This window comes from Bradyrhizobium sp. 155 (genome assembly GCF_023101105.1).
GTDB lineage: Bacteria > Pseudomonadota > Alphaproteobacteria > Rhizobiales > Xanthobacteraceae > Bradyrhizobium > Bradyrhizobium canariense_D.
The window spans coordinates 4,983,804-5,009,404 of sequence record NZ_CP064704.1; the positions used below are offsets into that span (position 1 = coordinate 4,983,804).

General features: G+C 67.1%; 25 protein-coding genes and 3 riboswitches. Of the genes, 7 read left to right on the plus strand and 18 right to left on the minus strand.

Features of this window, described 5'->3' with window-relative positions:
- Positions 1–6 precede the first annotated feature (6 nt).
- Positions 7–2,364 carry a TonB-dependent receptor gene (locus IVA93_RS24320; protein WP_247789252.1) on the minus strand — a complete coding sequence of 786 codons (2,358 nt, stop codon included), beginning with the start codon at positions 2,362–2,364 and terminating at the stop codon, positions 7–9.
- A 117-nt stretch (positions 2,365–2,481) separates the two neighbouring features.
- Positions 2,482–2,683, minus strand: a riboswitch (cobalamin riboswitch).
- Positions 2,684–2,755: 72 nt separating this feature from the next.
- On the opposite strand from IVA93_RS24320, the gene IVA93_RS24325 reads away from it, so the two are divergent.
- A complete protein-coding gene (locus tag IVA93_RS24325; RefSeq protein ID WP_162496359.1) occupies positions 2,756–3,328 on the plus strand; it encodes a histidine phosphatase family protein in 573 nt (190 codons plus the stop codon).
- Here IVA93_RS24325 and cobT read toward each other — a convergent pair whose 3' ends face one another.
- The 8 genes from cobT to cbiE all read right to left on the minus strand — a co-directional run bounded on the left by cobT (position 3,329) and on the right by cbiE (position 10,538).
- Positions 3,329–4,381, minus strand: a complete 1,053-nt coding sequence (gene cobT / locus IVA93_RS24330; RefSeq protein ID WP_247370781.1) for a nicotinate-nucleotide--dimethylbenzimidazole phosphoribosyltransferase — start codon at positions 4,379–4,381, stop codon at positions 3,329–3,331.
- A gap of 15 nt (positions 4,382–4,396) precedes the next feature.
- On the minus strand, positions 4,397–5,146 hold the full coding sequence (gene cobF / locus IVA93_RS24335; RefSeq protein ID WP_247370783.1) for a precorrin-6A synthase (deacetylating): 750 nt from the start codon (positions 5,144–5,146) through the stop codon (positions 4,397–4,399).
- A 48-nt stretch (positions 5,147–5,194) separates the two neighbouring features.
- Positions 5,195–5,872, minus strand: coding sequence for an energy-coupling factor ABC transporter permease (locus tag IVA93_RS24340; RefSeq protein ID WP_247370785.1), 678 nt, complete (start codon positions 5,870–5,872; stop codon positions 5,195–5,197).
- Positions 5,873–5,909: 37 nt separating this feature from the next.
- Positions 5,910–6,129, minus strand: a riboswitch (cobalamin riboswitch).
- Between the two features lie 45 nt (positions 6,130–6,174).
- Positions 6,175–6,906, minus strand: a complete 732-nt coding sequence (cobA, locus tag IVA93_RS24345; RefSeq protein WP_018458670.1) for a uroporphyrinogen-III C-methyltransferase — start codon at positions 6,904–6,906, stop codon at positions 6,175–6,177.
- Positions 6,903–8,213 carry a cobyrinic acid a,c-diamide synthase CobB gene (locus IVA93_RS24350; protein WP_247370789.1) on the minus strand — a complete coding sequence of 437 codons (1,311 nt, stop codon included), beginning with the start codon at positions 8,211–8,213 and terminating at the stop codon, positions 6,903–6,905. The genes cobA and IVA93_RS24350 overlap by 4 nt, the downstream gene beginning before the upstream one ends.
- A complete protein-coding gene (gene cobM / locus IVA93_RS24355; protein ID WP_247789253.1) occupies positions 8,213–8,995 on the minus strand; it encodes a precorrin-4 C(11)-methyltransferase in 783 nt (260 codons plus the stop codon). The genes IVA93_RS24350 and cobM overlap by 1 nt, the downstream gene beginning before the upstream one ends.
- Positions 8,992–9,360 carry a cobalamin biosynthesis protein gene (locus IVA93_RS24360; RefSeq protein WP_018458667.1) on the minus strand — a complete coding sequence of 123 codons (369 nt, stop codon included), beginning with the start codon at positions 9,358–9,360 and terminating at the stop codon, positions 8,992–8,994. Before IVA93_RS24360 ends, cobM begins: the two co-directional genes overlap by 4 nt.
- Positions 9,357–10,538 carry a precorrin-6y C5,15-methyltransferase (decarboxylating) subunit CbiE gene (gene cbiE, locus IVA93_RS24365; RefSeq protein ID WP_247393808.1) on the minus strand — a complete coding sequence of 394 codons (1,182 nt, stop codon included), beginning with the start codon at positions 10,536–10,538 and terminating at the stop codon, positions 9,357–9,359. The genes IVA93_RS24360 and cbiE overlap by 4 nt, the downstream gene beginning before the upstream one ends.
- On the opposite strand from cbiE, the gene IVA93_RS24370 reads away from it, so the two are divergent.
- A complete protein-coding gene (locus IVA93_RS24370; protein ID WP_247370795.1) occupies positions 10,537–11,283 on the plus strand; it encodes a cobalt-precorrin-6A reductase in 747 nt (248 codons plus the stop codon). The genes cbiE and IVA93_RS24370 overlap by 2 nt on opposite strands.
- Here the strand turns inward: IVA93_RS24370 and cobJ are convergent.
- Genes cobJ through IVA93_RS24405 form a run of 7 tightly spaced genes read right to left on the minus strand, consistent with a single transcriptional unit; the run spans position 11,259 to position 19,190 of the window.
- Positions 11,259–11,993 (minus strand): precorrin-3B C(17)-methyltransferase, encoded by a 735-nt coding sequence (gene cobJ / locus IVA93_RS24375; protein WP_018458664.1) that lies wholly within the window; start codon positions 11,991–11,993, stop codon positions 11,259–11,261. The two genes, IVA93_RS24370 and cobJ, sit on opposite strands and share 25 nt — an antisense overlap.
- A complete protein-coding gene (locus IVA93_RS24380; RefSeq protein WP_026233633.1) occupies positions 11,990–12,721 on the minus strand; it encodes a precorrin-2 C(20)-methyltransferase in 732 nt (243 codons plus the stop codon). Before IVA93_RS24380 ends, cobJ begins: the two co-directional genes overlap by 4 nt.
- 2 nt (positions 12,722–12,723) lie before the next feature.
- On the minus strand, positions 12,724–13,353 hold the full coding sequence (locus IVA93_RS24385) for a precorrin-8X methylmutase (protein WP_018458662.1): 630 nt from the start codon (positions 13,351–13,353) through the stop codon (positions 12,724–12,726).
- Positions 13,353–14,516 (minus strand): precorrin-3B synthase, encoded by a 1,164-nt coding sequence (cobG, locus tag IVA93_RS24390; RefSeq protein ID WP_247370799.1) that lies wholly within the window; start codon positions 14,514–14,516, stop codon positions 13,353–13,355. Before cobG ends, IVA93_RS24385 begins: the two co-directional genes overlap by 1 nt.
- A complete protein-coding gene (cobN, locus tag IVA93_RS24395) occupies positions 14,513–17,761 on the minus strand; it encodes a cobaltochelatase subunit CobN (RefSeq protein WP_247455119.1) in 3,249 nt (1,082 codons plus the stop codon). The genes cobG and cobN overlap by 4 nt, the downstream gene beginning before the upstream one ends.
- On the minus strand, positions 17,761–18,810 hold the full coding sequence (cobW, locus tag IVA93_RS24400; RefSeq protein WP_247370805.1) for a cobalamin biosynthesis protein CobW: 1,050 nt from the start codon (positions 18,808–18,810) through the stop codon (positions 17,761–17,763). The genes cobN and cobW overlap by 1 nt, the downstream gene beginning before the upstream one ends.
- Positions 18,807–19,190 carry a DUF1636 family protein gene (locus IVA93_RS24405; protein ID WP_018458658.1) on the minus strand — a complete coding sequence of 128 codons (384 nt, stop codon included), beginning with the start codon at positions 19,188–19,190 and terminating at the stop codon, positions 18,807–18,809. Before IVA93_RS24405 ends, cobW begins: the two co-directional genes overlap by 4 nt.
- Before the next feature lie 95 nt (positions 19,191–19,285).
- Positions 19,286–19,503, minus strand: a riboswitch (cobalamin riboswitch).
- Between the two features lie 40 nt (positions 19,504–19,543).
- Between IVA93_RS24405 and cobO the strand changes: the two genes are divergently transcribed.
- Together cobO and IVA93_RS24415 are read left to right on the plus strand one after the other, a co-directional pair.
- Positions 19,544–20,179 carry a cob(I)yrinic acid a,c-diamide adenosyltransferase gene (gene cobO / locus IVA93_RS24410; protein WP_247338640.1) on the plus strand — a complete coding sequence of 212 codons (636 nt, stop codon included), beginning with the start codon at positions 19,544–19,546 and terminating at the stop codon, positions 20,177–20,179.
- A 10-nt stretch (positions 20,180–20,189) separates the two neighbouring features.
- Positions 20,190–21,638, plus strand: coding sequence for a cobyric acid synthase (locus IVA93_RS24415; protein ID WP_247370807.1), 1,449 nt, complete (start codon positions 20,190–20,192; stop codon positions 21,636–21,638).
- On the opposite strand, the gene cobD is transcribed toward IVA93_RS24415, so the two are convergent.
- Positions 21,627–22,589, minus strand: coding sequence for a threonine-phosphate decarboxylase CobD (gene cobD, locus IVA93_RS24420; protein WP_247370809.1), 963 nt, complete (start codon positions 22,587–22,589; stop codon positions 21,627–21,629). The genes IVA93_RS24415 and cobD overlap by 12 nt on opposite strands.
- 11 nt (positions 22,590–22,600) lie before the next feature.
- Positions 22,601–23,542, minus strand: coding sequence for an adenosylcobinamide-phosphate synthase CbiB (gene cbiB / locus IVA93_RS24425; RefSeq protein WP_247404391.1), 942 nt, complete (start codon positions 23,540–23,542; stop codon positions 22,601–22,603).
- 122 nt (positions 23,543–23,664) lie between these two features.
- On the opposite strand from cbiB, the gene cobU reads away from it, so the two are divergent.
- From cobU to bluB, 3 genes are read left to right on the plus strand one after another with little or no spacing between them, the layout of a single operon-like run.
- A complete protein-coding gene (cobU, locus tag IVA93_RS24430; protein WP_247371102.1) occupies positions 23,665–24,168 on the plus strand; it encodes a bifunctional adenosylcobinamide kinase/adenosylcobinamide-phosphate guanylyltransferase in 504 nt (167 codons plus the stop codon).
- Positions 24,165–24,947: an adenosylcobinamide-GDP ribazoletransferase gene (gene cobS, locus IVA93_RS24435; RefSeq protein WP_247370812.1), complete on the plus strand. Its 783-nt coding sequence runs from the start codon at positions 24,165–24,167 to the stop codon at positions 24,945–24,947. Before cobU ends, cobS begins: the two co-directional genes overlap by 4 nt.
- A 4-nt stretch (positions 24,948–24,951) precedes the next feature.
- Positions 24,952–25,584: a 5,6-dimethylbenzimidazole synthase gene (gene bluB, locus IVA93_RS24440; RefSeq protein ID WP_247370815.1), complete on the plus strand. Its 633-nt coding sequence runs from the start codon at positions 24,952–24,954 to the stop codon at positions 25,582–25,584.
- The last annotated feature ends 17 nt before the right edge of the window (positions 25,585–25,601 follow it).

Here is a 25,601-nt window from a genome sequence, read left to right on the forward strand (position 1 = left end):
AGCATCCTACCATTTGAATGCGGCCGAGAGTTCATAGGTGCGCGGTGCACCCAAGAGGATCTGGTCGGGATAGAACGGATCGCCCCAGATCGCATAGCGCTTGTCGGCGATGTTGCGCACCCGGAAAGTCAGGCGAGCCTGGTCGACCGCGTTGAACACCGTCTTCGGGATGTCGACGAAGGCATAGACGTCCGCGACAGTGTAGGCCTTCATCGTCACGACATTCGCATCGGTGTTGTAGCGGTCGCCGACGTGACGGCCGGTGACGCCGACTTCCACGGGCCACGGCGTGAAGAACCGATACGACGCTCCGGCATTCGCCACGACGCGCGGCACGTTCGGCGGCGTGTTGCCGGAGAACGAGCCGCCGACAAAATTAAAGTCGGCGTAGCGCGCATCGACATAGGCGATGTTGCCCCAGAGACGCAGGGGACCGATCGGACGCACGGACGCGGCAAGCTCGACGCCCTTCGATTCCTGCCGTCCGGCAAGGTTGAGCTGCATGCCGCCGGCCGCGGCATAGACGTTCTTGCGCAGGATGTCGTAGGCCGAGAACGACCACTCCGCCCGGTTGTCCCAGAACAGGTGCTTGACGCCGGTCTCGTAGGTGCGCGCGGTGGTCAGGTTCAGCGGATCGGTCGGATTGAGCAGGAAGATGTTGTTGGCCGAGATGTCTGCGCCGGTGGCGTATTGGCTGAAAAAGGTCAGGCCCGGTACGGCTTCCCAGGTGTAGCCGATACGCCCCGTGGTCGGGACCCAGGATTGCGAGAACGGGAAGTTCGCCTTCTCCAGACCGAACTTGTCGGTCGAATTGCGGTCGAGCCCGATATGCTCGACGCGCAGGCCGCCGACCAGCGCAAAGGTCCGTGTCAACTTCAACCGGTCCTCGAACGACAGCGCCTCATTGTCGATGCGCGCGGTCTGCTGCTGAATGGTGAGCAGGCCGTAATAGCCGCGAGGCGGATCGACCAGCGGAACGGAATCGCCGGAGAAATTTGCGGCGCCCGGCCTCACGAAATCAAGGTAGCTTGAGGAAAGCGTCGTGACCAAACGGTTGTCAAAGCCGGCGATATTCGCATCCCAGATCAAATCGGTGACGTTGCCGACCAAGCGTTGGCTGTGCGCGACATAGAAGCGCTCACGATCGACCATGTTGGTCCCGGAATTGAACGCCTCGATCTCATTGTTGAACCATGTGCGCTCAGCTCCGTAAGCATAGGCTTGACTTTTCAGCGTCAGGTCGGGCGCCAGATTCAGCTCGAAACCGCCGCGCAGCCACACCTCCTTCGCCACGTTCCTGTTGTCGAGGACGTTGTAGTTAGTATTGAAGGTGCGGTCGTCGATCGTGACGGCACCGAGATCGGTTTTGTTGTAGTTCGAGACGTAATTGCCGGAAACGATCCCCGTCGTCGCATGCGAGCCGCTGAAGGCAATCGGCACCAGCGGCGCACCCCAATAGGCTTTCGAGCGATCTTCCCGATACTCGATCGCGCCCCAGACCTTGAGGCTGTCGGAGATGCGGTAGTTGAGCTGGCCGGAGACATCGAGCGTCTTGGTGTTGGTGTCGTCGGCAAAGCCGTTGAGCGAGGAACGGCTGACGTCGAAGCGGTAGTCCAGCCCCTGCACATTGGTGCTGCCGCCCGAGCCGTAATGCGCCCGGAACGAGTTCAGCGAGTCCCAGGAGAAATCTGCCTCGTTCCGGATCGGACCGGTGTGCGGCTGCTTGGTGACGAAGTTGATCGCGCCGCCGGCGGCGCCCTCGCCCGACATCAGCGACGCCGGACCCTTCAGGAATTCGACTGCCTCCAGATTGGCCGTGTCCATGATCCGCGAGGTCATGTTCTGCGGACCGATCTTGATGCCGTTATAGAGCGTGTTGATCTGGCTGTTGGTGAAGCCGTGCATGGAGAAAGCCGAAGGCTCGGCCGGATTGTCGCCGGCTGTGACGCCCACCGCTCCCTGCGCAACGTCGGACACGGTGCGGTAGCCCTGCTCGCGCATGGTTGCGGCCGAGATCACCTCCACGGTCGCGGGCGTTTCTCGCACGGTCAGGCCGAGGCGCGAAGCGCTTTCGGCGACGGCATTGGTGTTGAGCGGCGTCTGTGCCGCCGTGGTCGGCGCGACGGGCTTGGGCACTGCGGATGCAGTCTCCGGCCGGCGCGCTGCTGCGCGGCGTGAGCGCTGCGCGTCCCGTCCGGCCGGCTTGGCCTGCCTGCGGGATTGTGGCGCCGACACCTCGACGGGCGGCAGTGGCTCGCGGGCCTGCTGCGCCAAGGCCGCTGGCATGTCGATGGCGACGAAAGATGTGAGAGCGGCGGATGCCAGTAGGAAACGGCGTGGTCGTACAATACGAAGGGAATACACGGTCTTGGACCTCGGAGTGACGTCAGTGGCACGTCACCGCGAACCAGGGTCCCATCGTCCGGCTTGTCAGCCTTCCGGTGAAGCCGAATGTCTGTACTCCCCGACCGACATCTTCGCGTGTGACCACGGCTGACGGCAGGTCTCCTGGCTTGCGGGTCAGTACCTTGCATCGCCTTCCCGGGACCGAGATACCCAGTGGCTCGTGACGCAAGATTCGCCGCTTACAGTTGCGGGGGCAGCCACGGCATTGGGGACAACGTCCCCGCACCGCATTCCCTTTTCATCCCCTCTCGGGGAAACCGTCGCGAGCATCTAGGATTACGATCCAGACAGAGTCAATGTGCCAGTTGCGGCGCTATTGCCACAACGACCAGTTTCCTTGGAGAAAAGCATGGAAGGCGAGACCTTCCTCTGGCTGATACGGCACGCGCCCGTCGATGGCGTTTCGGGGATCATCCATGCAGCCGACGCGCCGGCCGATCTCGGTGCTCGCGCGCAGCTGGAGGCGCTGCGCCAGCGCTTGCCGCGGGACGCCGCGAGCTATGCGAGCCCGTCGCGGCGCACCGTCGAAACGGCCCGCGCGCTGGGACTCGAGCCGCTGCAGCTGGACGAATTCAGCGAGCAAGACTTTGGCGACTGGACCGGCCGTCGGCATGACGAACTCGCCGCGACCGGTGGCGAGGCCTATGCACGGTTCTGGAGCGATCCGGCGCGCGGACGGCCGCCCGGCGGCGAAAGCTTTGAGGAACAGGTCGCGCGGGTCCGCCTGGGTTTGTCGAAGATCGGCACCGGGGCCGCAACGCTCGTCGTGCATTCCGGCACGATCCGGGCGGCGCTGTGCATCGCGCTCGACCTGACGCCACAAGCGGCCCTGCGCTTCATGATCGATCCGCTGTCGCTGACCAGGATTGACCGGCTCGCGACCGGCTGGCGCGTCGTCTCCGTCAATCAGCGGACGATTTGATCAGGCCGGACGATCAGGCACATTGGCCTGCGCAAAGGTCGCCATGCCGTTGTGGAGCGCGCAGGCCGACCGCACCAGCGGCAGCGCGATGGCCGCGCCCGATCCTTCGCCGAGCCTGAGATCCAGGCTGATCAGCGGCTGCACGTTCAGCGCGCGCAGCACCAGCCGATGCCCCTGCTCCGCCGACTGGTGCGAGGCCAGCAGGAACAGCTGGCACGAAGGGTTGAGCCGCACCGCCGCCAGCGCCGCGACCGACACGATGAAGCCGTCGATCAACACGGGGATGCGGTGCTGTGCAGCCGCGATAACGGCACCGCAGATGGCGGCGATCTCGAGACCGCCGACGGCGCACAGGATCTTTTCGGGCGCAGCGCCCGCAACGTCATGGCGTGCGATTGCAGCGTCGATCACCCGCGCCTTGTGCACACGGCCGGCCGCGTCGATGCCGGTACCGCTGCCCGCGATCTCCGCGGCGCTCACGCCGAGCAAGCCGGCCGCGATCGCCGCCGATGTCGTGGTGTTGCCGATGCCCATCTCGCCGAAGATCAGAAGATCGGGCTGCCCGGCCTGTGCGCGCGTCACCGCACGTCGGCCGGCTTCGAACGCAAATGCCAGCTCCGTGGGGGTGAGCGCAGCTTCGACGCTGAAATCGCGCGTACCGCTGCGCGGCTTGTCGGTCACGATTCCAGCCATCTCCTCCTGCGCCAGCGTGCCGGCGTCGACGACCTCCAGGCTGGAGCCCAGCTCACGCGCGAGCACCGAGATCGCGGCACCGCCGGAGGCAAAATTCGCCAGCATCGCGATGGTCACTTCCTGCGGATAGGCCGAGACGCCCTGCGCGACGATGCCGTGATCGCCGGCGAAAATGATGATCGGCACCCGCGCCGCGCGCGGCCGCTCGGTTGCTTGCAGGCCCGCGAGCTCGATCGCGAGCTGCTCGAGCCGGCCGAGCGCGCCGGTCGGTTTCGTCAGTTGCGCCTGCCGCGCGACCGCCGCCTCGCGGTGGACTGCGGAGATGTCGGGGCATTGTTGGGTGACCCATTCAGGGAGCATGCTGCCTCGCTTGCCTCACGGCCTGCGCTTGAGGATGTAACTGTCCATGATCCAGCCGTGCCGTTCGCGCGCCTCTTGCCGCACGGCGACGATGCGCGGGCCGATCTCGGCCAGCGCGCCGGACATCACGATCTGATCGGGCATGCCGAGATAGGCCCCCCACCAGATGTGCAGGCCCGCCGGATCAAGCGACTCGAATGCCGTGCCGCCGTCGAGCATCACCACAACGGTATCGACACCTTGCGGCCAGCCGCCATCGCGCAAGCGGCGTCCGGTCGAAACTAGAAAGGGCTCGCCGATGTCGTTGAGCGGCAACGCATGCGCCGCACACAGCGCCTGGATCGAGGTGATGCCGGGCACGACTTCGATTGTCGGCAAGGGATCGAGCCGCCGCGCGATACGCAGCGAGGAATCGTAAAGCGAGGGATCGCCCCAGATCAACAGCGCGACCTTGCCTTCGCCTTCGAGATGATCCCCGATCGTCTGCGACCAGACGGCGGCCACGGCATCATGCCAATCGTCCACGCCCTTGCGATAGTCCGCTTCAGCGGCGTCCCGCACGGGCAGATCGAACTCGGCAATGCGGGTCGTGTCGCTGGTGAGCACATCGGCGCAGATCGTCCGCCTGAGATCGGCGAGGTCGGACTTGGCCGTCCCCTTGCGGGGGATCAGGACGAGATCGGCCGCGTTAATGGCAGTAATCGCGGCACGCGTCAGCTGCTCGGGATCGCCGCAACCGATACCTATCAGAGAGAGCGTGAGCATCGTGCCTGCGAAAGGCGGCCGCACATGGGGCCGCCCGTTCGCTTGTCTCTAGGCCGCGTTGTGCAAACGCGGCGTGACGAGGCCGGGCGCGGTGACGCCGCGCAGCGACTTTGCCAGCGCCAGCACGCCGAGATCGGCGAGCGGCTCAATCACGATGACCAGCGCATAGGACGCCGCGAAGGTCGCGATGTTGGCGAGGTTGGTCGCGCCGAAGCCGGAGCCATAAATCGCCCAGAACGCCACCCAGGCGATGACGCCCGCCTGATAGGTCGTCGAAAGCGCCAGCGCCTGGCGGTACTTCAGATCGACATAGGCCGTGTTGCTCGAAACGATCCGCGTGGCGATCGCCTGGATTCCGAACAGCGGCACCAATAGCGTGGTGACGTTCATGCCATATTGCGGCAGGTCGAGCGGCTCGAAGAAGATGCCCTGGAACAGCAGGCCAAACGCGAGGCCGAAGGCCGCAGGCGCCGCGCCAAACAGCAGGAACAAGGTCGAGCCGAGGATGAAGTGCACTTCGGAGACGCCGACCGGGAAGTGCGGCAGGATCTCGAAGAAGATAAACACAAGTCCCGTGGTGGCGAGCGTCCGCGCCGCGAACGACGTGATGCCCTGCTCGCGCACGGTCTCAACCGCGAGCTTCAAGGCAACGCCGCCGACGGCAATGCCGGTTGCATAACTCAGCACGAGCTTGGCGTCCGAGACTAGTCCGGGTTCGATATGCATGGCTCAGATCCTTCTTGCCGTCACACCCGACGGCCTTGGCCTCAAAACGTGCACGGCCGGTCTCCTGGCTCGCGGTTCACTGGGAGTCTCCGGCCTTCCCGGGCCTCGCGGCCCAGTGGCTGATCGAAGTCCCTCACCGCTTACAGTCGCGGGGGCGGCTGGGGTTTTGGGCGCCGCAACTGGGTCCGCCCACCCCCATTCCCGATTATGCTCCGGCGCTTTGCGCCGCGTCGAGCACCATGCGTGTCCTGTGTGCCCCTTTCGCCAGCCGGGCGTCAAGGGGCGACGGGCGGACGAGGCGGTCATGACGGATAATTCCCCGCCAGCGCGCCGAACAGGATGACGGCCGCCGTGGAGGCCGCTCCGCCCCGCGCAAGCTGCTCTGCAAGTTCCGAAATGGTGGTGCGGACCAGCCGCTCATCGGGACGGCCGAGCGATTCGGCAAACAACGCCGGCGTGGTTGGGGCGAGCCCGTGCTCGATCAATTTGACGACCAACGCCGGAAACGTCCGCCGGCCCATATAGACCACGGTCGTCGCCTCCGGATCGGCCAGCGCCGCCCAATTGAGATCTGGCGGCAGCTCGCCGGTGACGTCCGCCCCGGTCACGAACTGCACGCGGCGCGAGGTGTGACGCCGGGTCAGCGGAATGCCGGCTTGCGCGGCGGCGACACAGGCCGAGGTGACGCCGGGAATGATCTCGTAGCCGATGCCCGCTTCACGCAGCGTCTCGAGCTCCTCCTCGAGCCGGCCAAAGATGCCGGCATCGCCCGACTTCAACCGGACCACGCGCGCGCCTGTCACGGCATAGTCGACCAGCAGGCGGTTGACATGGTGCTGCTTGGTCGAGGCCCGCCCTGCCCGCTTTCCCACCGCGACGAGATTGGCGCCGGGCCGGGCCAGATCGAGGATCGCGCCTGAAGCAAGATCGTCATAGAGCACAACGTCGGCCTCGCGCAGCCGCGCTGCACCCTTGAGCGTGAGCAGCTCGGGATCGCCGGGCCCGGCGGAGACAAAGGAGACAAAACCGCTCACCGGTCCTCCGCGATCAGATGGAAGAACGTGCCGGTAGCTTGTCCCCGCCGCGAGCCGGTCTCGGCAATGACCGCACCTGTCGCGTCGTGCACGACCGCCAGTGGCGTGTCGGGCTGCGCGAGGATCGTCGAATAGTGGAATTCGTGGCCACGCAGGCGTGCACCCGCCTGATGACCCGGCATCGGCGCGGCGAGCTCGGCCAGACGATAGCCCAGATGCATGCGGCGCTTGGCAAAACTCGTCTCCAGGCCGAGCAGGCCCGTCATCTCGTGGCGGATGCCGTCGGCGTCGGTCAAAGCGCTGCCCAGCACCATATAGCCCCCGCATTCGCCGTGCACCGGGCGCGTCTCGGCGAAGGCGCGCAATCCGCCGCGGAAGCGCGCATTGGCCGCGATCCTGCCGGCCTGCAGCTCGGGATAGCCGCCAGGCAGCCAGCACACATCGGCGACCGGATCAGGGGCTTCATCGGCCAGCGGCGAGAATGTCGAGATCTCCGCACCCGCCGCTCGCCACGCTTCCAGCATGTGCGGATAAACGAAGGAGAACGCGGCATCACGGGCAAGCGCAATGCGCTGACCGGGCGGCGTCTCGAGGACGCCGCTTGCGGCAGGTTGCGGCGACCAGGTGGCCGCCGAACGCAGCACCGCGTCGAGATCGACATGCTCGGCAACGAAGCGCGCGGCCTCGTCGATCAGCTTGCCGATTTCCGCCTGCTCCTCGGCCTGCACCAGTCCGAGATGCCGCTTCGGCAGGCTGATCTCGGCATGGCGCGGCAGCGCGCCGAATACGGCGATGCCGGCATCCAGCAGCGCGCGCCGCACGAGGGCTTCGTGGCGCGGGCTGGCAACGCGATTGAGCACGACGCCTGCAAGGCGCACACCGGGGCGGTAGTCGCGAAGGCCCGCCGCGCTCGCGGCCGCCGTTTGTGCCTGTCCTGAGGGATCGATCACCAGCAGCACCGGCCAGTCCAGCATCTCCGCGATGTCGGCGGTCGCCCCGGTGCCGCAGACGCCACGCGCGGCAACGCCGTCGAACAGGCCCATTGAGCCTTCGGCCAGCACGACATCGGCGTCAATGCCACGACTGACGAGATGCGAGATTGTCCCGCGATCCATCGCCCAGCTGTCCACGTTGACCGAGGCGCGTCCCGTCGCGGCGGCATGAAACGCGGGATCGATGTAATCGGGGCCGCTCTTGAAGCACTGCACCCGCAATCCGCTGTTGCGCCAGGCGCGGGCAAGCGCCAGCGTCAGTGTGGTCTTGCCGACGCCGGAGGCCGGCGCGGAGATAACGAGCCCTGCCGCCATCACGACACCTCCGGAAAGCGCGGCTCGGCGCCGACCGGCCGATAGCGGCGGTCATAGTCGGCAGCATAGAGACGGCTCTCGGAAAAATCCGCCGAGCCCAGCGTCTTGCCGACCAGGATCAACGCGGTGCGCTCCATCTCGCCCCCGACAGCAGCGTCGAGTGTTGCGAGCGTGGCGCGGATGATGCGCTGCTCGGGCCAGCTCGCACGCCAGACGATCGCGACCGGGCAATCCACGCCATAATGCGGCGTCAGCTCAGCGACGACCTTGTCGAGCAGATGAATCGACAGATGGATGGCGAGCACCGCGCCGGTGGCGGCGAAGGCGGCAAGCTTCTCGCCTTCGGGCATCGCGCTGGCGCGGCCCGGCGTGCGCGTCAGCACCACGGTCTGGGCAAGGCCGGGCAGCGTCAGCTCGGCCTCCAGCGCAGCCGCGGCGGCCGAGAAAGAGGGAACGCCGGGCGTGACCGTGTAGGGAATGTCGAGCGTGCGCAGGCGGCGGAGCTGTTCGCCCATCGCCGACCAGATCGAGAGATCACCGGAATGCAGCCGCGCAACGTCCTTGCCATCGGCATGGGCGGCGGCGATCTCCGCGACGATCTCATCGAGCGACAGCGGCGCGGTGTTGACGATCCGCGCCCCGGGCGGGCAATGCGCCAAGACGCCCTCGGGCACAAGTGAGCCAGCATAGAGGCAGACCGGACAGGCGGCGATGAGATCGCGGCCGCGCAACGTCAGCAAGTCAGGAGCGCCTGGCCCTGCCCCGATGAAATGCACCGTCATGCGCCGTCTCCTTCCGCGATCGCCGCGGTCGCGGTGCGATCCTGCGAGACCACCCGCGTCGCAATCAATCGCGCGCGAGGTCCGGCCGCTGCGAGCGCCGCCGCCTCGGCAACCGATCCCGTCCCGAACTTTTCCACGACGAGCTTTGACTGCGTCGGCGTGTCGATGCCAACAAGCATTTCGGCGGCAACCGCCTTGATCGGCAAGCCGCATTCGCGCGCGAGCTGCTTCAACACCTCCTCGTCGGCCTTATCGCTGACCGTCGCCACTGCTGCGAGGCCTTCGGGACCACCGGCCGCCAGAAGCGCCTCACGCAGCGAGGCCAGCGTGACGTCCCGCTTGAATCCGAGCCCGGCGACCTTCATCGGACCGCGCTCCATTGCACCACGGGCCGCACGGCCTCCCAGGACCGGTAGCGGCCGAGCGAAGCGGCATGCGCAATCTCGACCCGCATCAATTCGCCGCCGTGGCGCTGGTGCAGCTCACCGAGCAACGCTTCCGTCTCCAACGTTACTGAATGCGCGACCAGCCGCGTACCGGGCGAGAGCCGCGGCCAGATGGCGTCGAACATCGCGATGTCGAGACCGCCGCCGATGAACACGGCGTCAGGCCCGTCCAGCGTAGCAAGGGCTTCAGGCGCTTTTCCCGCGATGACTGTGATCCGATGTGCCAACCCGAACGCCGTCGCATTGCTGCGAATGTTCGCTGCGCGATCCTCGCGCGCCTCGACGGCGATCGCGGTGCCCCCGCACAGCGTCCACTCGACCGAGATCGAGCCCGAGCCCGCACCGATGTCCCATAGCCGTTCACCGGGACGCGGCGCCAGCGCCGAAAGCGCGAGCGCACGGACCGGACGCTTGGTGATTTGGCCGTCATGGACGAAGAGTTCGTCCGATAGTCCCGAGCTGTGGGGGATGCCCTGCGCGCCCGCCGCCTCAACGGCTACCGCGACCAGATTTCCGGCAAGATCGCCTGCGAAGCTGTCGGCGCGATGCGCGTTGATCCTTTCGCGCGGCCCGCCAAGCGCAGCGAGTGTCCAGAATGCCGAGGCACCCCATCCGCGCGCCGTCAGCCATTTCGCGAGATCGCCTGCCGCCTTTGCGTCGCGCACGAGACAAATGATGCGTGCCCCTCGCGCCAGGTGTGGCACGAGACGCTCGAATGGCGCGGCGTGGAGACCGAGACAGGCAACGGATTCCAGACGCCAGCCAAGCCGCGCAGCAACGAGCGAGAATGTCGAGGGAGCCGCATACGCGATCCATTCGTCGCCATGGAGCTTCTCGGCGAGGCTCGCGCCGGCCCCGTGCCAGAACGGATCGCCGGAGGCGAGCACCGCCGTCGGGCGACCACGGCAGCTCAACACGATTTCTGCATCGAACGGCACCGGCCATGGACGGCCGCGCCCGGTTATGCCGGCGAGTGCAAGATGCCGTTCACCGCCAAAGACAGTTTCGGCATCATCGAGCGCCTTTCGGCTTGCCTCGGACAGCCCGGCAAGGCCATCTTCGCCGATACCGATGATGGTCAGCCAGGGATCAGCCATGACGCGCGCCCTCATTCTGGGCGGAACGGCCGACGCGAGCCTGCTCGCGGCGGAGATCGCGCGCGCCAGCGTCGATGCCGTGTATTCCTATGGCGGCCGCACCCGCGCGCCCGCCGGTCAGCCGTTGCCGACGCGGATCGGCGGTTTTGGCGGCGCAAGCGGACTTGTCGATTACATTGGTCGGGAACACATCACGCATGTAATCGACGCGACGCATCCCTTTGCCGCCGAGATGAGCCGCAATGCGGTCGCGGCATGTGCGGAAACCGGCACGCCGCTGATCGCTCTCGAGCGAGCGCCGTGGACCAAAGCGCCCGGCGACAACTGGATCGAAATACCTGATGTCGACGCCGCGGTCACCGCACTGCCTGAAGTGCCGGCAAATGTGTTCCTCCCCATCGGCCGCCAGCACATCGCGCCGTTCGCGACCAAGCCGCAGCACGCCTACACGCTGAGATTCGTCGATCCGCCCGATGCGCCGCTGCCCTTCGCCGCGGACGTCATCGTGTCGCGTGGGCCGTTTACGCTTGAGGGCGAACTGGAGATGCTGCGCGCGCGAGGCATCACCCGGATCGTCGCCCGCAATTCCGGCGGCGACGGCGCGCGCGCCAAGATCGACGCCGCCCGCAGGCTCGGCCTGCCCGTGATCATGATCTCGCGGCCGCAACTGCCGGAACGCTTGCGGGTCGAGAGCGTGGCCGAGATCATGCAGTGGCTCGGTCATCGGGCCTGCCTCGGCGCATAGACCCAGCGGCCGACGCGGCGTGTCTGCGAGTTGCCGACGATCACCAGCGTGCGCATGTCGGCCATCTCGGGCCGGGCTTCGTTCAGCCTGACGGTCTCGATCTTTTCGTCGGCGGCGCTGATCGCGCGCGCGAAAATCACAAGACGGTCGCCACAGCCGGCCTCGTTCAGCACCGCGAGCGCACGGCCAAATCCTTCCGGCCGGCTCGCCGAGCGCGGATTGTACATCGCGATGGCAAAATCGGCTTCCGCGGCGAGCCGCAGGCGCTTCTCGATCACCGCCCACGGCTTGAGATTATCGGAGAGATTGATCGCGCAGAAATCATGGCCGAGCGGTGCGCCGGCGCGCGCGGCAGCCGCCAGCATCGCAGTGACGCCGGGCAGCACGCGGATCGGCAGCTCCTGCCATTGCGGCGCCTGTTCGAGCGCCTCGAACACGGCGGACGCCATCGCGAAGACGCCGGGGTCGCCGGAGGACACGATGACGACTTGGCCGCCTTCGGCCGCGAGCCGCAGCGCCTCGCTCGCGCGCTGCAGCTCTTCGCGATTGTCGGAAGGATGCAAAGTGAGCCCTGCCCGCGCTGGCACGCGCGCGACATAGGGCGCGTAGCCCAGAATGTCGGTCGCGGCGGCAAGCGCGGCGGAGACCTCGGGCGTCACCAGCGCAGCGCTGCCCGGGCCGAGGCCAGCGATGGTCAGCGTGCCCGTCATTCGGCGGCGTCCGGATGCCGGCCCTTGCCGTGCACGAGCACGATCGCAAAATAGGGGCAGTCGGCGGCGTCGATCTCCGCAAGCCGCACCACGCGCTCGCCCGGCATGGTGCCGCGCTCGACCAGCCACGCATCGTCCAGCCGTCCGGCGGCAGCGAGCGCGCGGCGCACTTTCGCGAGATTGCGCCCAGTCTTCATGATCACGAGCGCATCGGAATCGCGCATGCGGCGTTCGAGCTCGTCCTCGGCGAGCGTGCCCATGAGCACCGTCGTCACGTCGTCGCCGAGCGCAATCGGCTGTCCCACGCCATTCCAGCAGCCGACCATGCCGGGAATGCCGGCGATCACCTCGATCTCGACGCGGCCCTGCAGGCGCATGTGCAGATGCATGAAGGAGCCGTAGAAGTAAGGATCGCCCTCGCAGAGCACGACGACGTCGACCGCGCGCGCCAGCCGCGCCAGTCGCTCCGCCCATTCGTCGTAGAAGCCGGCAAGCAACTGGACATATTCAGGCGTGTCGAAGGCGATCTCGGTCGTAACAGGATATTCCATCGGATATTCGGTGACGTCGGCAGCCAGCATGCCCTCGACGATGCGGCGCGCCTGGCCGGGCCGGCCCTTTTTGCGGAAATAGGCGACATGCCTCGCGCCGCGCACCGTGCGATCGGCGCGCACGCTCATCATATCAGGGTCACCGGGGCCGAGACCGCAGCAGATGATGCGTCCCATCGCTATTCGCTCCGGCTCGCCAGCGCGTTCACGGCGGCGACCGTGATCGCGGAACCGCCAAGGCGGCCCTCGACCGTCAGCGCCGGCACCGGGGAAACGGCCATCAGCGCAGCCTTGGATTCGGCCGCGCCGACGAAGCCGACCGGACAGCCGATGATTGCCGCGGGCCGTGGGCAGTCCCGGTCCTCCAGCATGTTGAGGAGATGGAACAGCGCGGTCGGCGCATTGCCGATCGCCACGATCGCGCCGTCGAGATGCGGCCGCCACAGCTCCAGGGCCGCGGCCGAACGGGTGTTGCGCATGGACTGCGCGAGCGCGGGAACGGTCTCGTCGCCCAGCGTGCAGATGACGGCGTTGGCGGCGGGAAGCCGCGCCCGCGTAATTCCTTCAGAGACCATGCGCGCGTCGCACAGGATCGGTGCGCCCTTCTGCAAGGCCGCGCGTGCGGCGACCGCCATGCCTGATGTGAAGCGGATATGCGCTTCGAGGCCCACCATGCCGGCGGCATGGATCATCCGCACCACCACCTGCTCCTCGTCCGGCGTGAAGCGCGCAAGATCGGCTTCGGCCCGGATGGTGGCAAAGGACTGCCGGTAGATCGCCGCGCCGTCGGTCTCGTACGTGTGCGGCATCAGTGCCCTCCCATCAGGATGGAGGGATCTTTGACGATGTCGTCGCGATTCAGCCCGCGCAGGATGGGCTCATCGCGCGTCGACCCGGCGCGCACGAGATCGAAGCCTGCGCCGGTCGCGACCAGAGTGATGGCGGCGGGACCAGAATGGGCGCAGCCCTTGGCACAGCCGGAGACGTGTAGCCGTGCGGCCGCGCCGATGTTCGGCGCCAGGGCCGCGGCAAGGCCACGGGTATCGGCATGCGCCTCGCCACAGCGTGGCGCACCGCTACAGGCGATGACGCGCAGCGCAGGGTCGTAGGCCTCGGTGATCAGGCCGGTCGCGTTCGGCATCACGCGCTTGCCTTCGCTCAAAACCATTCGCCACGGCGTCATGCGCAGCGCATGTCCGCAACCGGCGAACTGGTTGAGCGTTGCATGCGCCATCTGTCCGAAGGCGACCCCGACCATCGCACCTTGCGCATAGAGGCCGGGACGCGCCGCGGCCATGATCGGCGCCGGCTCGGCCTCGCCGCGCAATTCCGCCGGCAGGATTGCACCGGCCGCAAGATGCGCCGCCATCCGCCCTCGCCCGCCTCTCGCGCCGCCTGAGGTCACGAACCAGCCGGCGAATGCGAGCGCGGTGCTCACGGCCTCGCCACGGGCGACGGAGCGGCCGAGTTTGTCGCCATCAGCCCGCACCAGCAGTCCGCCGGAACGATCGCGCTCGATCCGCACGTCCGCGGAAGCGCCCGCCAGCACGCGTGAGGTGCCGTCATCGATGGCGAAGCCGAACTTGGTTGGAAGTTCGAGCCGGCTGTCGGCAAGCGCCTCCTCGAGTTCGGCGGCGAGCGATTGGGTCGCGTCGCCGCTACGCCAGAACGGCGTCACGAGGATGTTGCGACGGGATTCGGTCTCCGCATCCGGGTCGAGCAGCGCCAGTTGGGAGAGGCCATCGAGCAGCAGCCTGTGGCTGGTCTCGTTGACGCCCCTGATCTGGAGATTGGCCCGGCTGGTCACGTCGATCAGGCCATTGCCATGGCGTTCGGCGAGATGAGCCAGTCCGGAGATCTGCGCCGCGTCGAGCCGTCCGCCGAACGGACGCACGCGGACCACCAGCCCGTCGCCCGATTGCATCGGGCGCAGCGCGCCGGGACACCAGCCCTTGACCACGGAAGCACTCATGAGGCCTCCCGCAGCGCAGCCGCAATCGAGTTGCGGCGCGTTCGCCAGAGCGAGGCTTCATGCAGGCGCGTGAAACACGCTTCCATCGCGGCGAGTGCCGCCGGATTTTCGCGGGCCATGAAGGCGCGGACGTCGTCATGGCCGAGCGTCGCATCGTAGTAGAGGTCGAACAGATGCGGCGGCACGGCGCCGGCCAGATGCGCGAAGGCGGCCATGTGCTCGAGCGTCGCGGTGATCTCGGCCGCCCCGCGAAAACCGTGGCGCATCATGCCCCCGATCCAGGCCGGGTTGGCCGCGCGCGCGCGGACGACACGGGAGATTTCCTCGGTCAGCGTACGCGCATGCGGCTGCTCGGGGCGCGTCGCGTCGAGATGATAGAGCGATGGCCCTGCCGCGCCGAGATGGGCCGCGGCGGCCGCAATGCCGGCCTCATGCGCGGCATAGTCGGCCGCGAGCAGAAGATCGGTTTCCGGCAGATCCTGCACGTGAACAAAAGCATCGGCCGACAAGAGCCGCTTCTCGATGCCGGCGCGATCGGGCTTGATCTCGCCATCGGCCGAGAACGCCCATGACGATGCCGAGAGCCACGCTTCGCCGGCGGCTTCGCGCGTCTCGGGCGTGAAGGCGTCCGGGATTGCCGAGAGGCTCACGCCGTATTGCCCGGGACGCGGCGCGAACACGCGCGATGTGCGATGGCGATAGGGATTTTCGTCGCCCTCGTCCTCGCGGGCCGACAGCGCCTCGGCTGCCGCCTCGAACAATTGCGCAAGGCCTGAGAAGACGTCGCGAAACAGGCCCGAGACACGCAGCGTGACGTCGATGCGGGGCCGGCCAAGCTCCGCAGGCGCGATGATGTCGTAGCCGGTCACACGGCCGGACGCGTGATCCCAGCGCGGTGCAAGGCCGGCCAGATGCAGCGCCATGGCGAACTCTTCGCCGGCGGTGCGCATCGTCGCCGAGCCCCAGAGATCGACGACAAGGCCCTTTGGCCAGTCGCCGTGATCCTGCAGATGACGACGTAGCAATTCTTCGGCGAGCTTGATGCCTTGCGCGTGCGCCGACGGCGTCGGCACCGCGCGCGGATCGACGGCGAAAAGGTTGCGTCCCGTGGGCAGCACGTCCTGGCGGCCGCGATAGGGCGAACCTGACGGCCCCGGCGCGACGCGCCGGCCTGCAAGCGCGGCCCGCAAAGCGTCGCGCTCTGCTTCACCGCAGGCGCCGCGGCCGAACACGTGCAGGCCGTCGCCGAACTGGCTTTCCTTGAGATCGCAGACGAAGCGGTCGATCCGCGGGATCGCTTCGGCCGGAGCGGCCGCTGCATCGAGGCCAAGATCGTCTTCGAGGCCAGCCGCTCCTGCCTCATCGCGGATCGCGGCGATCAGACGCTGGCGGCGGGCGGGATCGAGACCATCGGCCGTCGAGTACTCGTCGAGGAGGTGTTCAAGCCTGCGCAATCCGTCCGGCACCGCTGATATTGCGAGCTGCGGCGGCAGATGGCCGATGGTGACGGCCCCCAGGCGCCGCTTGGCCTGCGCAGCCTCGCCGGGGTCGTTGACGATGAAGGGATAGATGACGGGCAAATCGCCGATCAGGGCTTCCGGCCAGCACGCCTGCGACAGCGCCACGGATTTTCCGGGCAGCCATTCCAGCGTGCCGTGCGCGCCCATGTGCACGACGGCATCACAGCCCTGCTCGCGGAGCCAGAGATAGAACGCGACATAGGCATGGCGCGGCGTGCGGGCGAGATCGTGATAGTCGGCATCGCGCGCGGTCGCATCGCCACGCTCCGGCTGAACCGCGATGATCGACCGGCCGCATTGAATCGCAGCGAAATGGAACGCGCCGTCGCGACAACCCGGATCGGTCTCCAGCGCGCCCCAGGCTTGCGCGAGATCATCCTGCAACACTTGCGGAAGGCGCGACAGTGCAGCACGGTAATCGGCGACGCTCCAGCTCAAGGTCTGCTTGAGCAGCGTCTCACCGAGCGCATGGACCGGATCGAGATCGAAGCCGGCCTCCGCGAGATCGGACACCAGGGCCTCGACCGACGCCAGCGCATCGAGACCCACCGCGTGCGCGATCTGATGCGGACGGCCCGGATAGTTGGAGAGCACGAGTGCCATCCGCTTGTCAGCGGCCGGCGTCTCCGCAAGACGCCGCCAGGCCGCAACGCGCGCGGCCACGGCCTTCACGCGCTCCTCGTCGGGCTTGTGTGCCAGATGCGAAAATTGCAAATCGGGATCGCGCATCGCGGCAGACTTGAAGCTCACCACGCCCGCGAACAGGCGGCCGTCGACCTCGGGCAGCACCACATGCATCGCGAGGTCGCCGGGCGACAGGCCGCGGAGCGAGCTCGCCCAGTCCTCGCGGCGGGCCGTGGAGAGCGCGACCTGGAACACGGGGCAGGATGCGGCATCGAACGGCGTCGTGCCGTCGTCGGCCATCGCCGAGAACGCCGTCGCATTGACGATCGCGGCCGGAGGATTTTGCGCAAGATGCACCCGCAACCAATCCGCGACCCCCGCGGCTTTCAGCGAGGTGACGAACACACCAAACATGTCGAATCCCTTCTCGCGCAATGCGGCGATCAGGGCATCAACCGGGCCGGTGTCGGCAGCGGTGAGATAGGAGCGATAGAAGGTCACGAGCGCGCGCGGCCTGCCCTCGCCCGACGTCGGCGCGGCGACGACGCCGCGCGCGGGGTCGTAAAAGCCCATCTCGGGCACGGTCATCTCGCCGATAACTGGCCCCGCATAGAGTCCGGAGGCCAGCGCAAGCTGCGCGATCGCGGCTTGCGATGGGACGGGGCCGCCGGTGTCGCAGAGCACCTTGAGCCGCCGCAACGTCGAGACCGGCAGGGTCGAATACGCGTCCAGCCGCGTATCGTCGCGGCCGTCGGCCGGCAGCACGGCCAGCACGATGCCGCGCTCCTTCGCCAGCTGCTGCAGGGCCGCGAGCCCATACGGCCAATAGGATTCCCCGCCGATCAAACGCACGAGAATGCCGCGCGCGTGCGCAAGCGTGCGTTCGACATAGGTGTCGACCGAGAGCGGATGACGAAGTTCTGCGAGATTGACGAGCCGCAGCGACGGCAGGCTGTCGCGGCCACGGCGCCAGCCGGCAGCGAACGCGGCAAGATCGGAATCCGAATACGAGAGCACCACGAGATCGGCCGGGTCCTGGCCAATGTCCCTTGGTATCGCGGTCTCCTCGAGACCGCGGCTCTCGCGGAAGACGACGTGCATCAGATACCGGATCCTGAAAGACCGAGTCCCGCCTTGATCGCGGCCTCGTCGATATCGCCGTGCTCGCCGATCACGACCAGCTTTGACTGCCTCGCACCCGCGCCCCAGGGCTTGTCGAACTGGTGGCGCACGCGCTCGCCGACCGCTTGCAGCAAGAGGCGCATCGGCTTGCCTTGCACCGCGATGTAACCCTTGACGCGCAGCACATTCTGCTCGCGCGCCAGACGCTGAACGGATGCGACCAGCGCGTCGATGTCGGTGACCTCAGGAAGATCGATCACGACGGACGCAAAATCGTCGTGCTCATGATCCTCCTCGCCGTCGTGATGCGAGGGACGCGCGGCGAGATCGTTTTCGGCGGCAGCACCGAGGCCGAGGATGAGGCGCGCGTCGATCGCGCCGTCGGTGATCGCCAGCATCGGCACGCGGCGCGACATCTCGGCGGTGATCGCCGCCTTGGCTGCTCCGAGGCCTGCCGCGCCCGCAAGATCGGCCTTGGTCAGCAGCACGATGTCGGCGCAGGCGATCTGGTCCTCAAACACTTCCGACAGTGGCGTCTCATGGTCGAGATTGCCGTCCGCCGCGCGCTGCGCTTCGACGGCGTCGGGGTCGGGCGCAAAACGGCCGGCGGCGACAGCTTCGGCGTCGGCCAGCGCGATCACGCCGTCGACCGTGATGCGCGAACGGATCTCCGGCCAGTCGAACGCCTTCAGCAGCGGCTTGGGCAGCGCCAGGCCCGAGGTCTCGATCAGGATATGATCGGGCCGCACCGGCCGCGACAGCAGCTTCTCCATGGTCGGAATGAAATCGTCGGCGACGGTGCAGCAGATGCAACCATTGGCGAGCTCGATGATGTTCTCTTCCGGGCAATTCGCATCGGCGCAGGATTTCAGAATCTCGCCATCGACGCCCTCGCTGCCGAACTCGTTGACAAGCACCGCGAGCTTCTTGCCGTTGGCGTTGGCAAGCAGATGCTGGATCAGCGTGGTCTTGCCGGAGCCGAGAAAGCCCGTGACGACCGTGACCGGGACTTTTGCGAGCGAATTCATTCGGCGGCCTCCGGCACGACGGCCAAGGGGGAAATGGGGGGAATGCGGGCAAGCGATTGCTTGCGGAATATCTCCGGGCGGCTGCGCCAGGGCACGAGGCCGTCGGGCGCGGCCGCATAGGCCGCGGCGCCCGCGACCACATCGCTCGCATTCGCATCCGACAGACGGCCATAGACATAGGACCAGCGGCCGGGCGCGCTGAGCGCGACGGAGCAACCCTGGTTGCATGCAGACAGGCATTCGACGGGAACCACGCTGACGCCGTCGGGCACGCCGGCCTCGAGGATCGCGCCATGCAGGCGCTTGCCGGGCGTCGTCTCGCCTTCGCCAAGTGTCTCGCCGGCGCGGCAGGTAATGCAGACATGAAGTGTGACGGTCATCGCTTCTTCCAGAATAAACAGCGGGAAGCGATGAGGCCCACGAACCGTTCTTGCGAAGGCCCGTTTCCCCGTCGCGGAACACCCCGTCCGCCGGTCCAAAATCGTCCGCGTTGGCAGGTCTCCCGGCTTGCGGAGCAGGGTTTCCCCTTCGATCCCCGCCTTCCCGATCCCCAGGGGATCAGTGGCTTCGGGCATCTCTCCGGTCACGGTCGCGGGGGCGGCTGCATTTTGGAACCAAATCTTGCCGATTCGGACCCTATCGCATTCCCTCTTCGCCTGTCGTAGGACAGGAACCAACGCCGGGCCACCATTTGCCCCCGACCGCCTCTTGTCAAGCCGAAGGACCCCGTCCGATGACGCCCGAACCGGATACCCAGACGGCCGACGAAACCGACGCCCGCCACGCCTCGAAAATGGCGAAGAAGAAGGTCGCCCGCGACAAGATCATGGCGACCAAGAGCGGCGAAAAGGGCCTGATCATCGTCCACACCGGGGCCGGCAAGGGCAAGTCCTCTTCGGCCTTCGGCATGATCGTCCGCTGCGTCGCCCATGGCTTCCCCTGCGCGGTCGTGCAGTTCATCAAGGGCGCCTGGGACACCGGCGAGCGCCGCATGCTGACCGGCCATTTCGGCGACCTATGCCAATTCCACGCCATGGGCGAGGGTTTTACCTGGGAGACGCAGGACCGCGCCCGCGACATCGCCGCCGCGCGCGCCGGCTGGGAGAAGGCCAAGGAGCTGATCCTCGACCAGAATCTCCGCATGGTCGTGCTCGACGAGATCAACATCGCGCTGCGCTACGACTATCTTGACATCGCGGAGGTCGTCGAATTCCTCACGACGCAGAAGCCGCCGATGACGCATGTCGTGCTCACCGGCCGCAACGCCAAGGACGAGCTGATCGAGATCGCCGATCTCGTCACCGAGATGACGCTGGTCAAGCATCCCTTCCGCTCGGGCATCAAGGCGCAAGCCGGCGTCGAGTTCTAAGAAACTCGCGATGGCGCGCGCATTGATGATCCAGGGAGCCGGCTCGGACGTGGGCAAGTCGCTCATCGTTGCCGGCCTCGCACGCGCCTTTGTGCGACGCGGCCTGCGCGTGGTCCCGTTCAAGCCGCAGAACATGTCGAACAATGCAGCCGTCACCGTTGACGGCGGCGAGATCGGCCGCGCCCAGGCACTCCAGGCGCTCGCCGCCGGCGTCGAGCCGCACACCGACATGAACCCGGTGCTGCTCAAGCCCGAGACCGATGTCGGCGCGCAGGTGATCGTGCAAGGAAAACGCATCGCGACCGCGCGTGCGCGTGAATATGCGGCGATGAAACCGTCATTGATGGGCGCCGTGCTGGAGAGCTTCGAGCGGCTGAAGGCGCGCGCCGATCTCGTTCTGGTGGAGGGTGCCGGCAGCCCGGCCGAAGTGAACCTGCGCAAGGCCGACATCGCCAATATGGGTTTTGCGCGCAAGGCCGATGTGCCGGTCGTGCTGGTTGGCGACATCGACCGCGGCGGGGTCATCGCGCAACTCGTCGGCATCAAGACGGTGATCGACCCGGACGATGCCGCGATGATCCAGGGATTTGTCATCAACAAGTTCCGCGGCGATCCCACATTGTTCGATGACGGCTACAGACTGATCGAAGAAAAGACCGCATGGCGCGGCCTCGGCGTGCTGCCCTGGTTCGCGCGCGCCGGCGAGCTGCCGGCCGAGGATGCGCTGGGCCTGAGCGATGCGCGCAAACCGGGTCAATGCAAGATCGCCTGTCTCGCGCTGTCGCGAATCGCCAATTTCGACGATCTCGATCCGCTCAAGCTCGAGCCCGGCGTCGATCTCGTGATGGTGCGGCCGGGCGAGGCCATTCCCGGCGACGTGCGCCTCGTCATCATTCCCGGCTCGAAATCCACCCGCGGCGACCTCGCCTTTCTGCGCGCGCAGGGCTGGGACATCGATCTCCTGGCGCAGTACCGCAGAGGCGGCCATGTGCTCGGCCTCTGCGGCGGCTATCAGATGCTCGGACGCAGCGTCGCTGATCCCGAGGGGATCGAGGGCCCCGCCGGCGACACACCGGGTCTCGGACTTCTGGATGTGGAAACGGTGATGAGCTCGGAGAAGACGTTGACACGCGTCGCAGCGCTGCATGCCGCCACCAATCAGCCGATCGAGGCTTATGAAATCCACATCGGCCGCACTGATGGGCCGGATCGCGCGCGGCCATTCGCAAGGCTGAATGGCGAACCGGAAGGCGCGATCTCGCGCGACGGACGCGTGCAGGGCAGCTATCTGCACGGCCTGTTCACGTCGGATGATTTCCGCAAGGCCTTTTTGGCGAAGCTCGACATTCCCGCCGGCGACGAGCCCTATCACGCAAGGGTCGAGAGCGCGCTCGATGCGCTCGCCGATCACATCGAAGCCCATCTCGATGTCGACGGCCTGCTCGCCCTAGCGCGCTAGAGTCTCGGCCAGGCGGGTCCATTCGGATTCGCTGCCCGGAAGCCCGAGGCGCAGCCATGTCGGCTCTCGCGCGAACACGCGAGACCAGATATGGCGACGCGCCAGCTTCTCCTGCGCGGCAAGGGCGTCGGGCGTCTCGTAGAGACGAAACAGCTGCGTCCCGCCGACGAGCGTCCAGCCTTGCGACTGCACCATGCCGTCGAGGCGAACGCAGTCTCGCGCGAGCCGCGCGGACGTGGCCTCGGCCCAGGCATCGTCACGCAGAGCGCGACAGCCGATCGCGATCGCCGCTCCCGAGACCGGCCAAGGTCCCGATATCGCCGCGACCCTGGCGATGTCGGACGAATTGCCGAGCGCGAAGCCTAGCCGCAGGCCGGCAAGGCCATAGAACTTTCCGAAGGAGCGCAGGATCAGCAGCCCCGGCCGGTCCCCGGATGCAAGCGATAGCTGCGGGGCTACATCGGCGAAACTCTCGTCGACGACGAGACGACCGACGCGCGGCAGCAGCGTCAGCAAATCCCTTGGTGGGTGGCATCGGCCGTCGGGATTGTTGGGATTGACGACTATGGCGAGGTCCGCGCCCGCCAATGCGTCGAAGTCCCCGACCTCCTGGACCTCCCAGCCCGCGGCCGAGAGGACCCCGGCATATTCGTTGTAGGTCGGGGCGAGGATGCGCGCGCGGCCGGGTGGCGCAAGTTGCGGCAGCAGTTGAATCGCCGCCTGTGCGCCGCCGAGCGCGACAACCGCCGCGCTCGTGCGGTAAGCGTGCCGCGCCGCTTGATGCAGCGCCTCGATCTCGGCGCGCGACGGCAACGCGCTCCACGCGCGCGAACTCACCTCGCCCACGGGATAAGGCAGGCGGTTGATACCGGTCGACAGATCGATCCAGTCCTCCGCGCGACCGCCGAAGCGCTGTTGGGCCTGATCGAGATTTCCACCGTGCTCGCGCATGCGCTGTTCTTTCACGCGAAGGCCAGGATCGCAAGGATGCCGGCGAGCAGCAGCATGGTGCGGCGGTAAACCGTCAAGCCTCGATCGATGTCGGCGGCAAGCGGATCGCGCGCAGCTTCATTCAGCCATGGCTCGTTCGTGATGCTGCCGTGATAGATCCGCGGACCGCTGAGCCGCACACTAAGCGCGCCCGCCATGGCCGCTTCCGGCCAGCCGGCATTGGGCGAACGGTGACGGCGTGCATCCCGCGTCATGCACGACAGCGCCTCTGATCGCCGTGGCGCCAGCAGCACGAACAGAAGTCCGGTCAGCCGCGCCGGAATGAAATTGGCGACATCGTCGATGCGCGCCGCGGCCCAGCCGAAGGCTTCGTGGCGTTCGGAGCGATGGCCGATCATGGAGTCCAGCGTGTTGATCGCCTTGTAGCCCAAAATGCCGGGCAGACCGAACAGCGCGCCCCAGAACACCGGTGCGACGATGCCGTCGGACGCATTCTCGGCGAGGCTCTCGATCGCAGCGCGCGCGATCCCGGCCTCGTCAAGCGCGGCGGGATCGCGGCCGACGATGCGCGAGACCGCCTCGCGTGCGGCGGCGATATCACCGGCCCGCGTGGGATTTGCGACGGCAACAACGTGGTCGTGCAACGAGCGCAAGGCGATCAGCGGCCAGGCCAGAACCCCGACCAGCACGAGCTGGATCAATCCCAAGGGAAGCAGAGACTGCAGCACCCAGCCGAGCGCGACAGCGAGCGCGATCACGACGAGTGCTCCGGCAAGACCCGCGGCGCGGCGAAATGCCGGCGGATCGGACGGTCGATTCCACGAGGTGTCGATGGCAGAGATCAGCCCGCCCAGCCAGGTGACGGGATGGCCGATCCGCGCGAACAACCACGACGGCCAGCCCAACAGGGCATCCACCACCATCGCCACCGCCATCGCACCCGCAAAACCCACACCCGCCTCCTGTCCCGCCCCTGTTGCGCAAACGACGGCCGGAGCGCAAGCCCCCGATTGGCGGATTTCGGCTTTGTTTTTGGCCTCGTTTGGTGATTAGTGCTGGCCGACAGGAGATTTTTATGGCCGTCATCTTGATCACGGGCGGAGCGCGATCGGGCAAGAGCGCCCATGCGGAAAAACGCGCACGCAGCTTTCCGGGCCGCCCCGTCTATATCGCGACGGCCGAGGCGCTCGATGCGGAAATGGAAGCACGCATCGAAAAGCATCGCAGACGACGCTCAACCGATTGGATCGAGCGGGAGGTACCGCTCGATCTTCTGCAGGCGCTGATCGAAACCGATGGCGGCGGCGCTAGGCTGGTGGACTGCCTGACCCTGTGGCTCTCCAACATGATGCATGCGCAGCGCAACTGGGATCACGAAGTCATGAAGCTCGCCCTCTTCCTGCGCGGCCAGAAGAGCCCTGTCGTCTTCGTCACCAACGAAGTCGGCCTCGGCATTGTGCCCGACAATGCGCTGGCGCGGAGCTTCCGCGACGCCGCCGGCTTCATGAACCAGGCCATCGCGGCCGTTGCGGACGAGGCCGAGTTCGTCGTCGCCGGCCTACCGATGAAACTGAAATGATGCCGCGCGACCAATTTTTGCGAGACGTCATCGCCGATCTCAGGATGGCGGCATCGTTCGTGGCAATCCTCCCCATCGCATTGTCGAAGCCCGCAGCTGACGGCGCCGTCGCACGCGCGACCTGGGCTCTTCCAGTCGCGGGAGTGCTGGTCGGCCTTGCCGGCGCCTTGGTCTACAAGGTCGCGAGCCTGTTGGGTCTGTCGCCGAACCTTGCCGCCCTGCTCGCGCTGGCCGCGACCGCCCTCGTCACCGGCGCGCTGCACGAGGACGGCCTTGCCGATACCGCCGACGGGCTCGGCGGCGGCCGCACCCGCGAGCGCAAGCTCGAGATCATGCGCGACAGCCGGATCGGCACCTATGGCGTCTGCGCGCTGATCCTGTCGTTCGGCCTGCGCTGGAGCGCGCTCGCGACGATCGCCAATCCGTGGGCCGTCGCGCTCGCACTGTGCGCTGCGCACACTGCGGCCCGCGCGGGCTTGCCGGCCTTCATGTCGCAGGTCGCGCCTGCGCGACCTGACGGCCTGTCGGCGAGTGCGGGATCACCGCCGGGCCGCAGCGTTGCAATCGCATTCGCTGTTGGAATCCTCGCGCTCGTGCTCGCGCTTGGGCCGGGCAAGGCGCTGGTGAGCCTGATCCTGCTCGCTCTCTCCGGCCTGATGCTGGCGCGACTTGCCATCCGCCAGATCGGCGGGCAGACCGGCGACATCCTCGGCGCGTTCGAGCAGACCGGCGAGATTCTGATCCTGCTGGTTGCCGCAGCTTTCCAGATCGGAGGGTGACGCAATGGTCGAATTCGACGACACCTTCCGCCAGCACTTGCGCGAGCTGTTCGTGTGGCGCCGCGACGTGCGCCGCTTTCGCGCCGATCCGTTGCCGGACGGCGCCATCGATCGCCTGATCGAGACGGCCTGTCTCTCACCCTCGGTCGGCCTCAGCCAGCCCTGGCGCTTCGTGATCGTCGATGACGCCGCACGGCGTCGCGCCGTGATCGACGACTTCAAAGCGTGCAACGCGGACGCGCTGAATTCCTATGCCGGTGAGCGCGCAGCACGCTATGCCACGCTGAAACTCTCGGGTCTCGAACAGGCCCCGGGCCACCTCGCCGTATTCGCGGACAAGGCCAGCGACACCGGTCACGGCCTCGGCCGCGCGACGATGCCGGAGACGACGGAATATTCCGTGGTCGCGGCGATCACCGCGATGTGGCTCGCCGCGCGCGCCGAGGGCATCGGGCTTGGCTGGGTATCGATCCTCCATCCGGATCGCATCCACGCCATTCTCGACGTGCCCGACACCTGGAAATTCATCGCCTATCTCTGTATCGGCTATCCGGAAGTCGAATGCGACCGGCCCGAGCTGGAACAGGCGAAGTGGGAGCAGCGCCGCGGCGCGGATGAGTTCACGTTGCGGCGCTAAGCAGGCCGCGCCGGAGA

Coding starts and splice junctions, on each gene's coding strand:
- IVA93_RS24325 (WP_162496359.1), top strand. CDS start 2,756: ATGGAAGGCGAGACCTTCCTCTGGCTGATACGGCACGCGCCCGTCGAT.
- cobT (WP_247370781.1), bottom strand. CDS start 4,381: ATGCTCCCTGAATGGGTCACCCAACAATGCCCCGACATCTCCGCAGTC.
- cobF (WP_247370783.1), bottom strand. CDS start 5,146: ATGCTCACGCTCTCTCTGATAGGTATCGGTTGCGGCGATCCCGAGCAG.
- IVA93_RS24340 (WP_247370785.1), bottom strand. CDS start 5,872: ATGCATATCGAACCCGGACTAGTCTCGGACGCCAAGCTCGTGCTGAGT.
- IVA93_RS24350 (WP_247370789.1), bottom strand. CDS start 8,213: ATGGCGGCAGGGCTCGTTATCTCCGCGCCGGCCTCCGGCGTCGGCAAG.
- cobM (WP_247789253.1), bottom strand. CDS start 8,995: ATGACGGTGCATTTCATCGGGGCAGGGCCAGGCGCTCCTGACTTGCTG.
- IVA93_RS24360 (WP_018458667.1), bottom strand. CDS start 9,360: ATGAAGGTCGCCGGGCTCGGATTCAAGCGGGACGTCACGCTGGCCTCG.
- IVA93_RS24370 (WP_247370795.1), top strand. CDS start 10,537: ATGACGCGCGCCCTCATTCTGGGCGGAACGGCCGACGCGAGCCTGCTC.
- cbiE (WP_247393808.1), bottom strand. CDS start 10,538: ATGGCTGATCCCTGGCTGACCATCATCGGTATCGGCGAAGATGGCCTT.
- cobJ (WP_018458664.1), bottom strand. CDS start 11,993: ATGACGGGCACGCTGACCATCGCTGGCCTCGGCCCGGGCAGCGCTGCG.
- IVA93_RS24380 (WP_026233633.1), bottom strand. CDS start 12,721: ATGGGACGCATCATCTGCTGCGGTCTCGGCCCCGGTGACCCTGATATG.
- IVA93_RS24385 (WP_018458662.1), bottom strand. CDS start 13,353: ATGCCGCACACGTACGAGACCGACGGCGCGGCGATCTACCGGCAGTCC.
- cobG (WP_247370799.1), bottom strand. CDS start 14,516: ATGAGTGCTTCCGTGGTCAAGGGCTGGTGTCCCGGCGCGCTGCGCCCG.
- cobN (WP_247455119.1), bottom strand. CDS start 17,761: ATGCACGTCGTCTTCCGCGAGAGCCGCGGTCTCGAGGAGACCGCGATA.
- cobW (WP_247370805.1), bottom strand. CDS start 18,810: ATGAATTCGCTCGCAAAAGTCCCGGTCACGGTCGTCACGGGCTTTCTC.
- IVA93_RS24405 (WP_018458658.1), bottom strand. CDS start 19,190: ATGACCGTCACACTTCATGTCTGCATTACCTGCCGCGCCGGCGAGACA.
- cobO (WP_247338640.1), top strand. CDS start 19,544: ATGACGCCCGAACCGGATACCCAGACGGCCGACGAAACCGACGCCCGC.
- IVA93_RS24415 (WP_247370807.1), top strand. CDS start 20,190: ATGGCGCGCGCATTGATGATCCAGGGAGCCGGCTCGGACGTGGGCAAG.
- cobD (WP_247370809.1), bottom strand. CDS start 22,589: ATGCGCGAGCACGGTGGAAATCTCGATCAGGCCCAACAGCGCTTCGGC.
- cobU (WP_247371102.1), top strand. CDS start 23,665: ATGGCCGTCATCTTGATCACGGGCGGAGCGCGATCGGGCAAGAGCGCC.
- cobS (WP_247370812.1), top strand. CDS start 24,165: ATGATGCCGCGCGACCAATTTTTGCGAGACGTCATCGCCGATCTCAGG.
- bluB (WP_247370815.1), top strand. CDS start 24,952: ATGGTCGAATTCGACGACACCTTCCGCCAGCACTTGCGCGAGCTGTTC.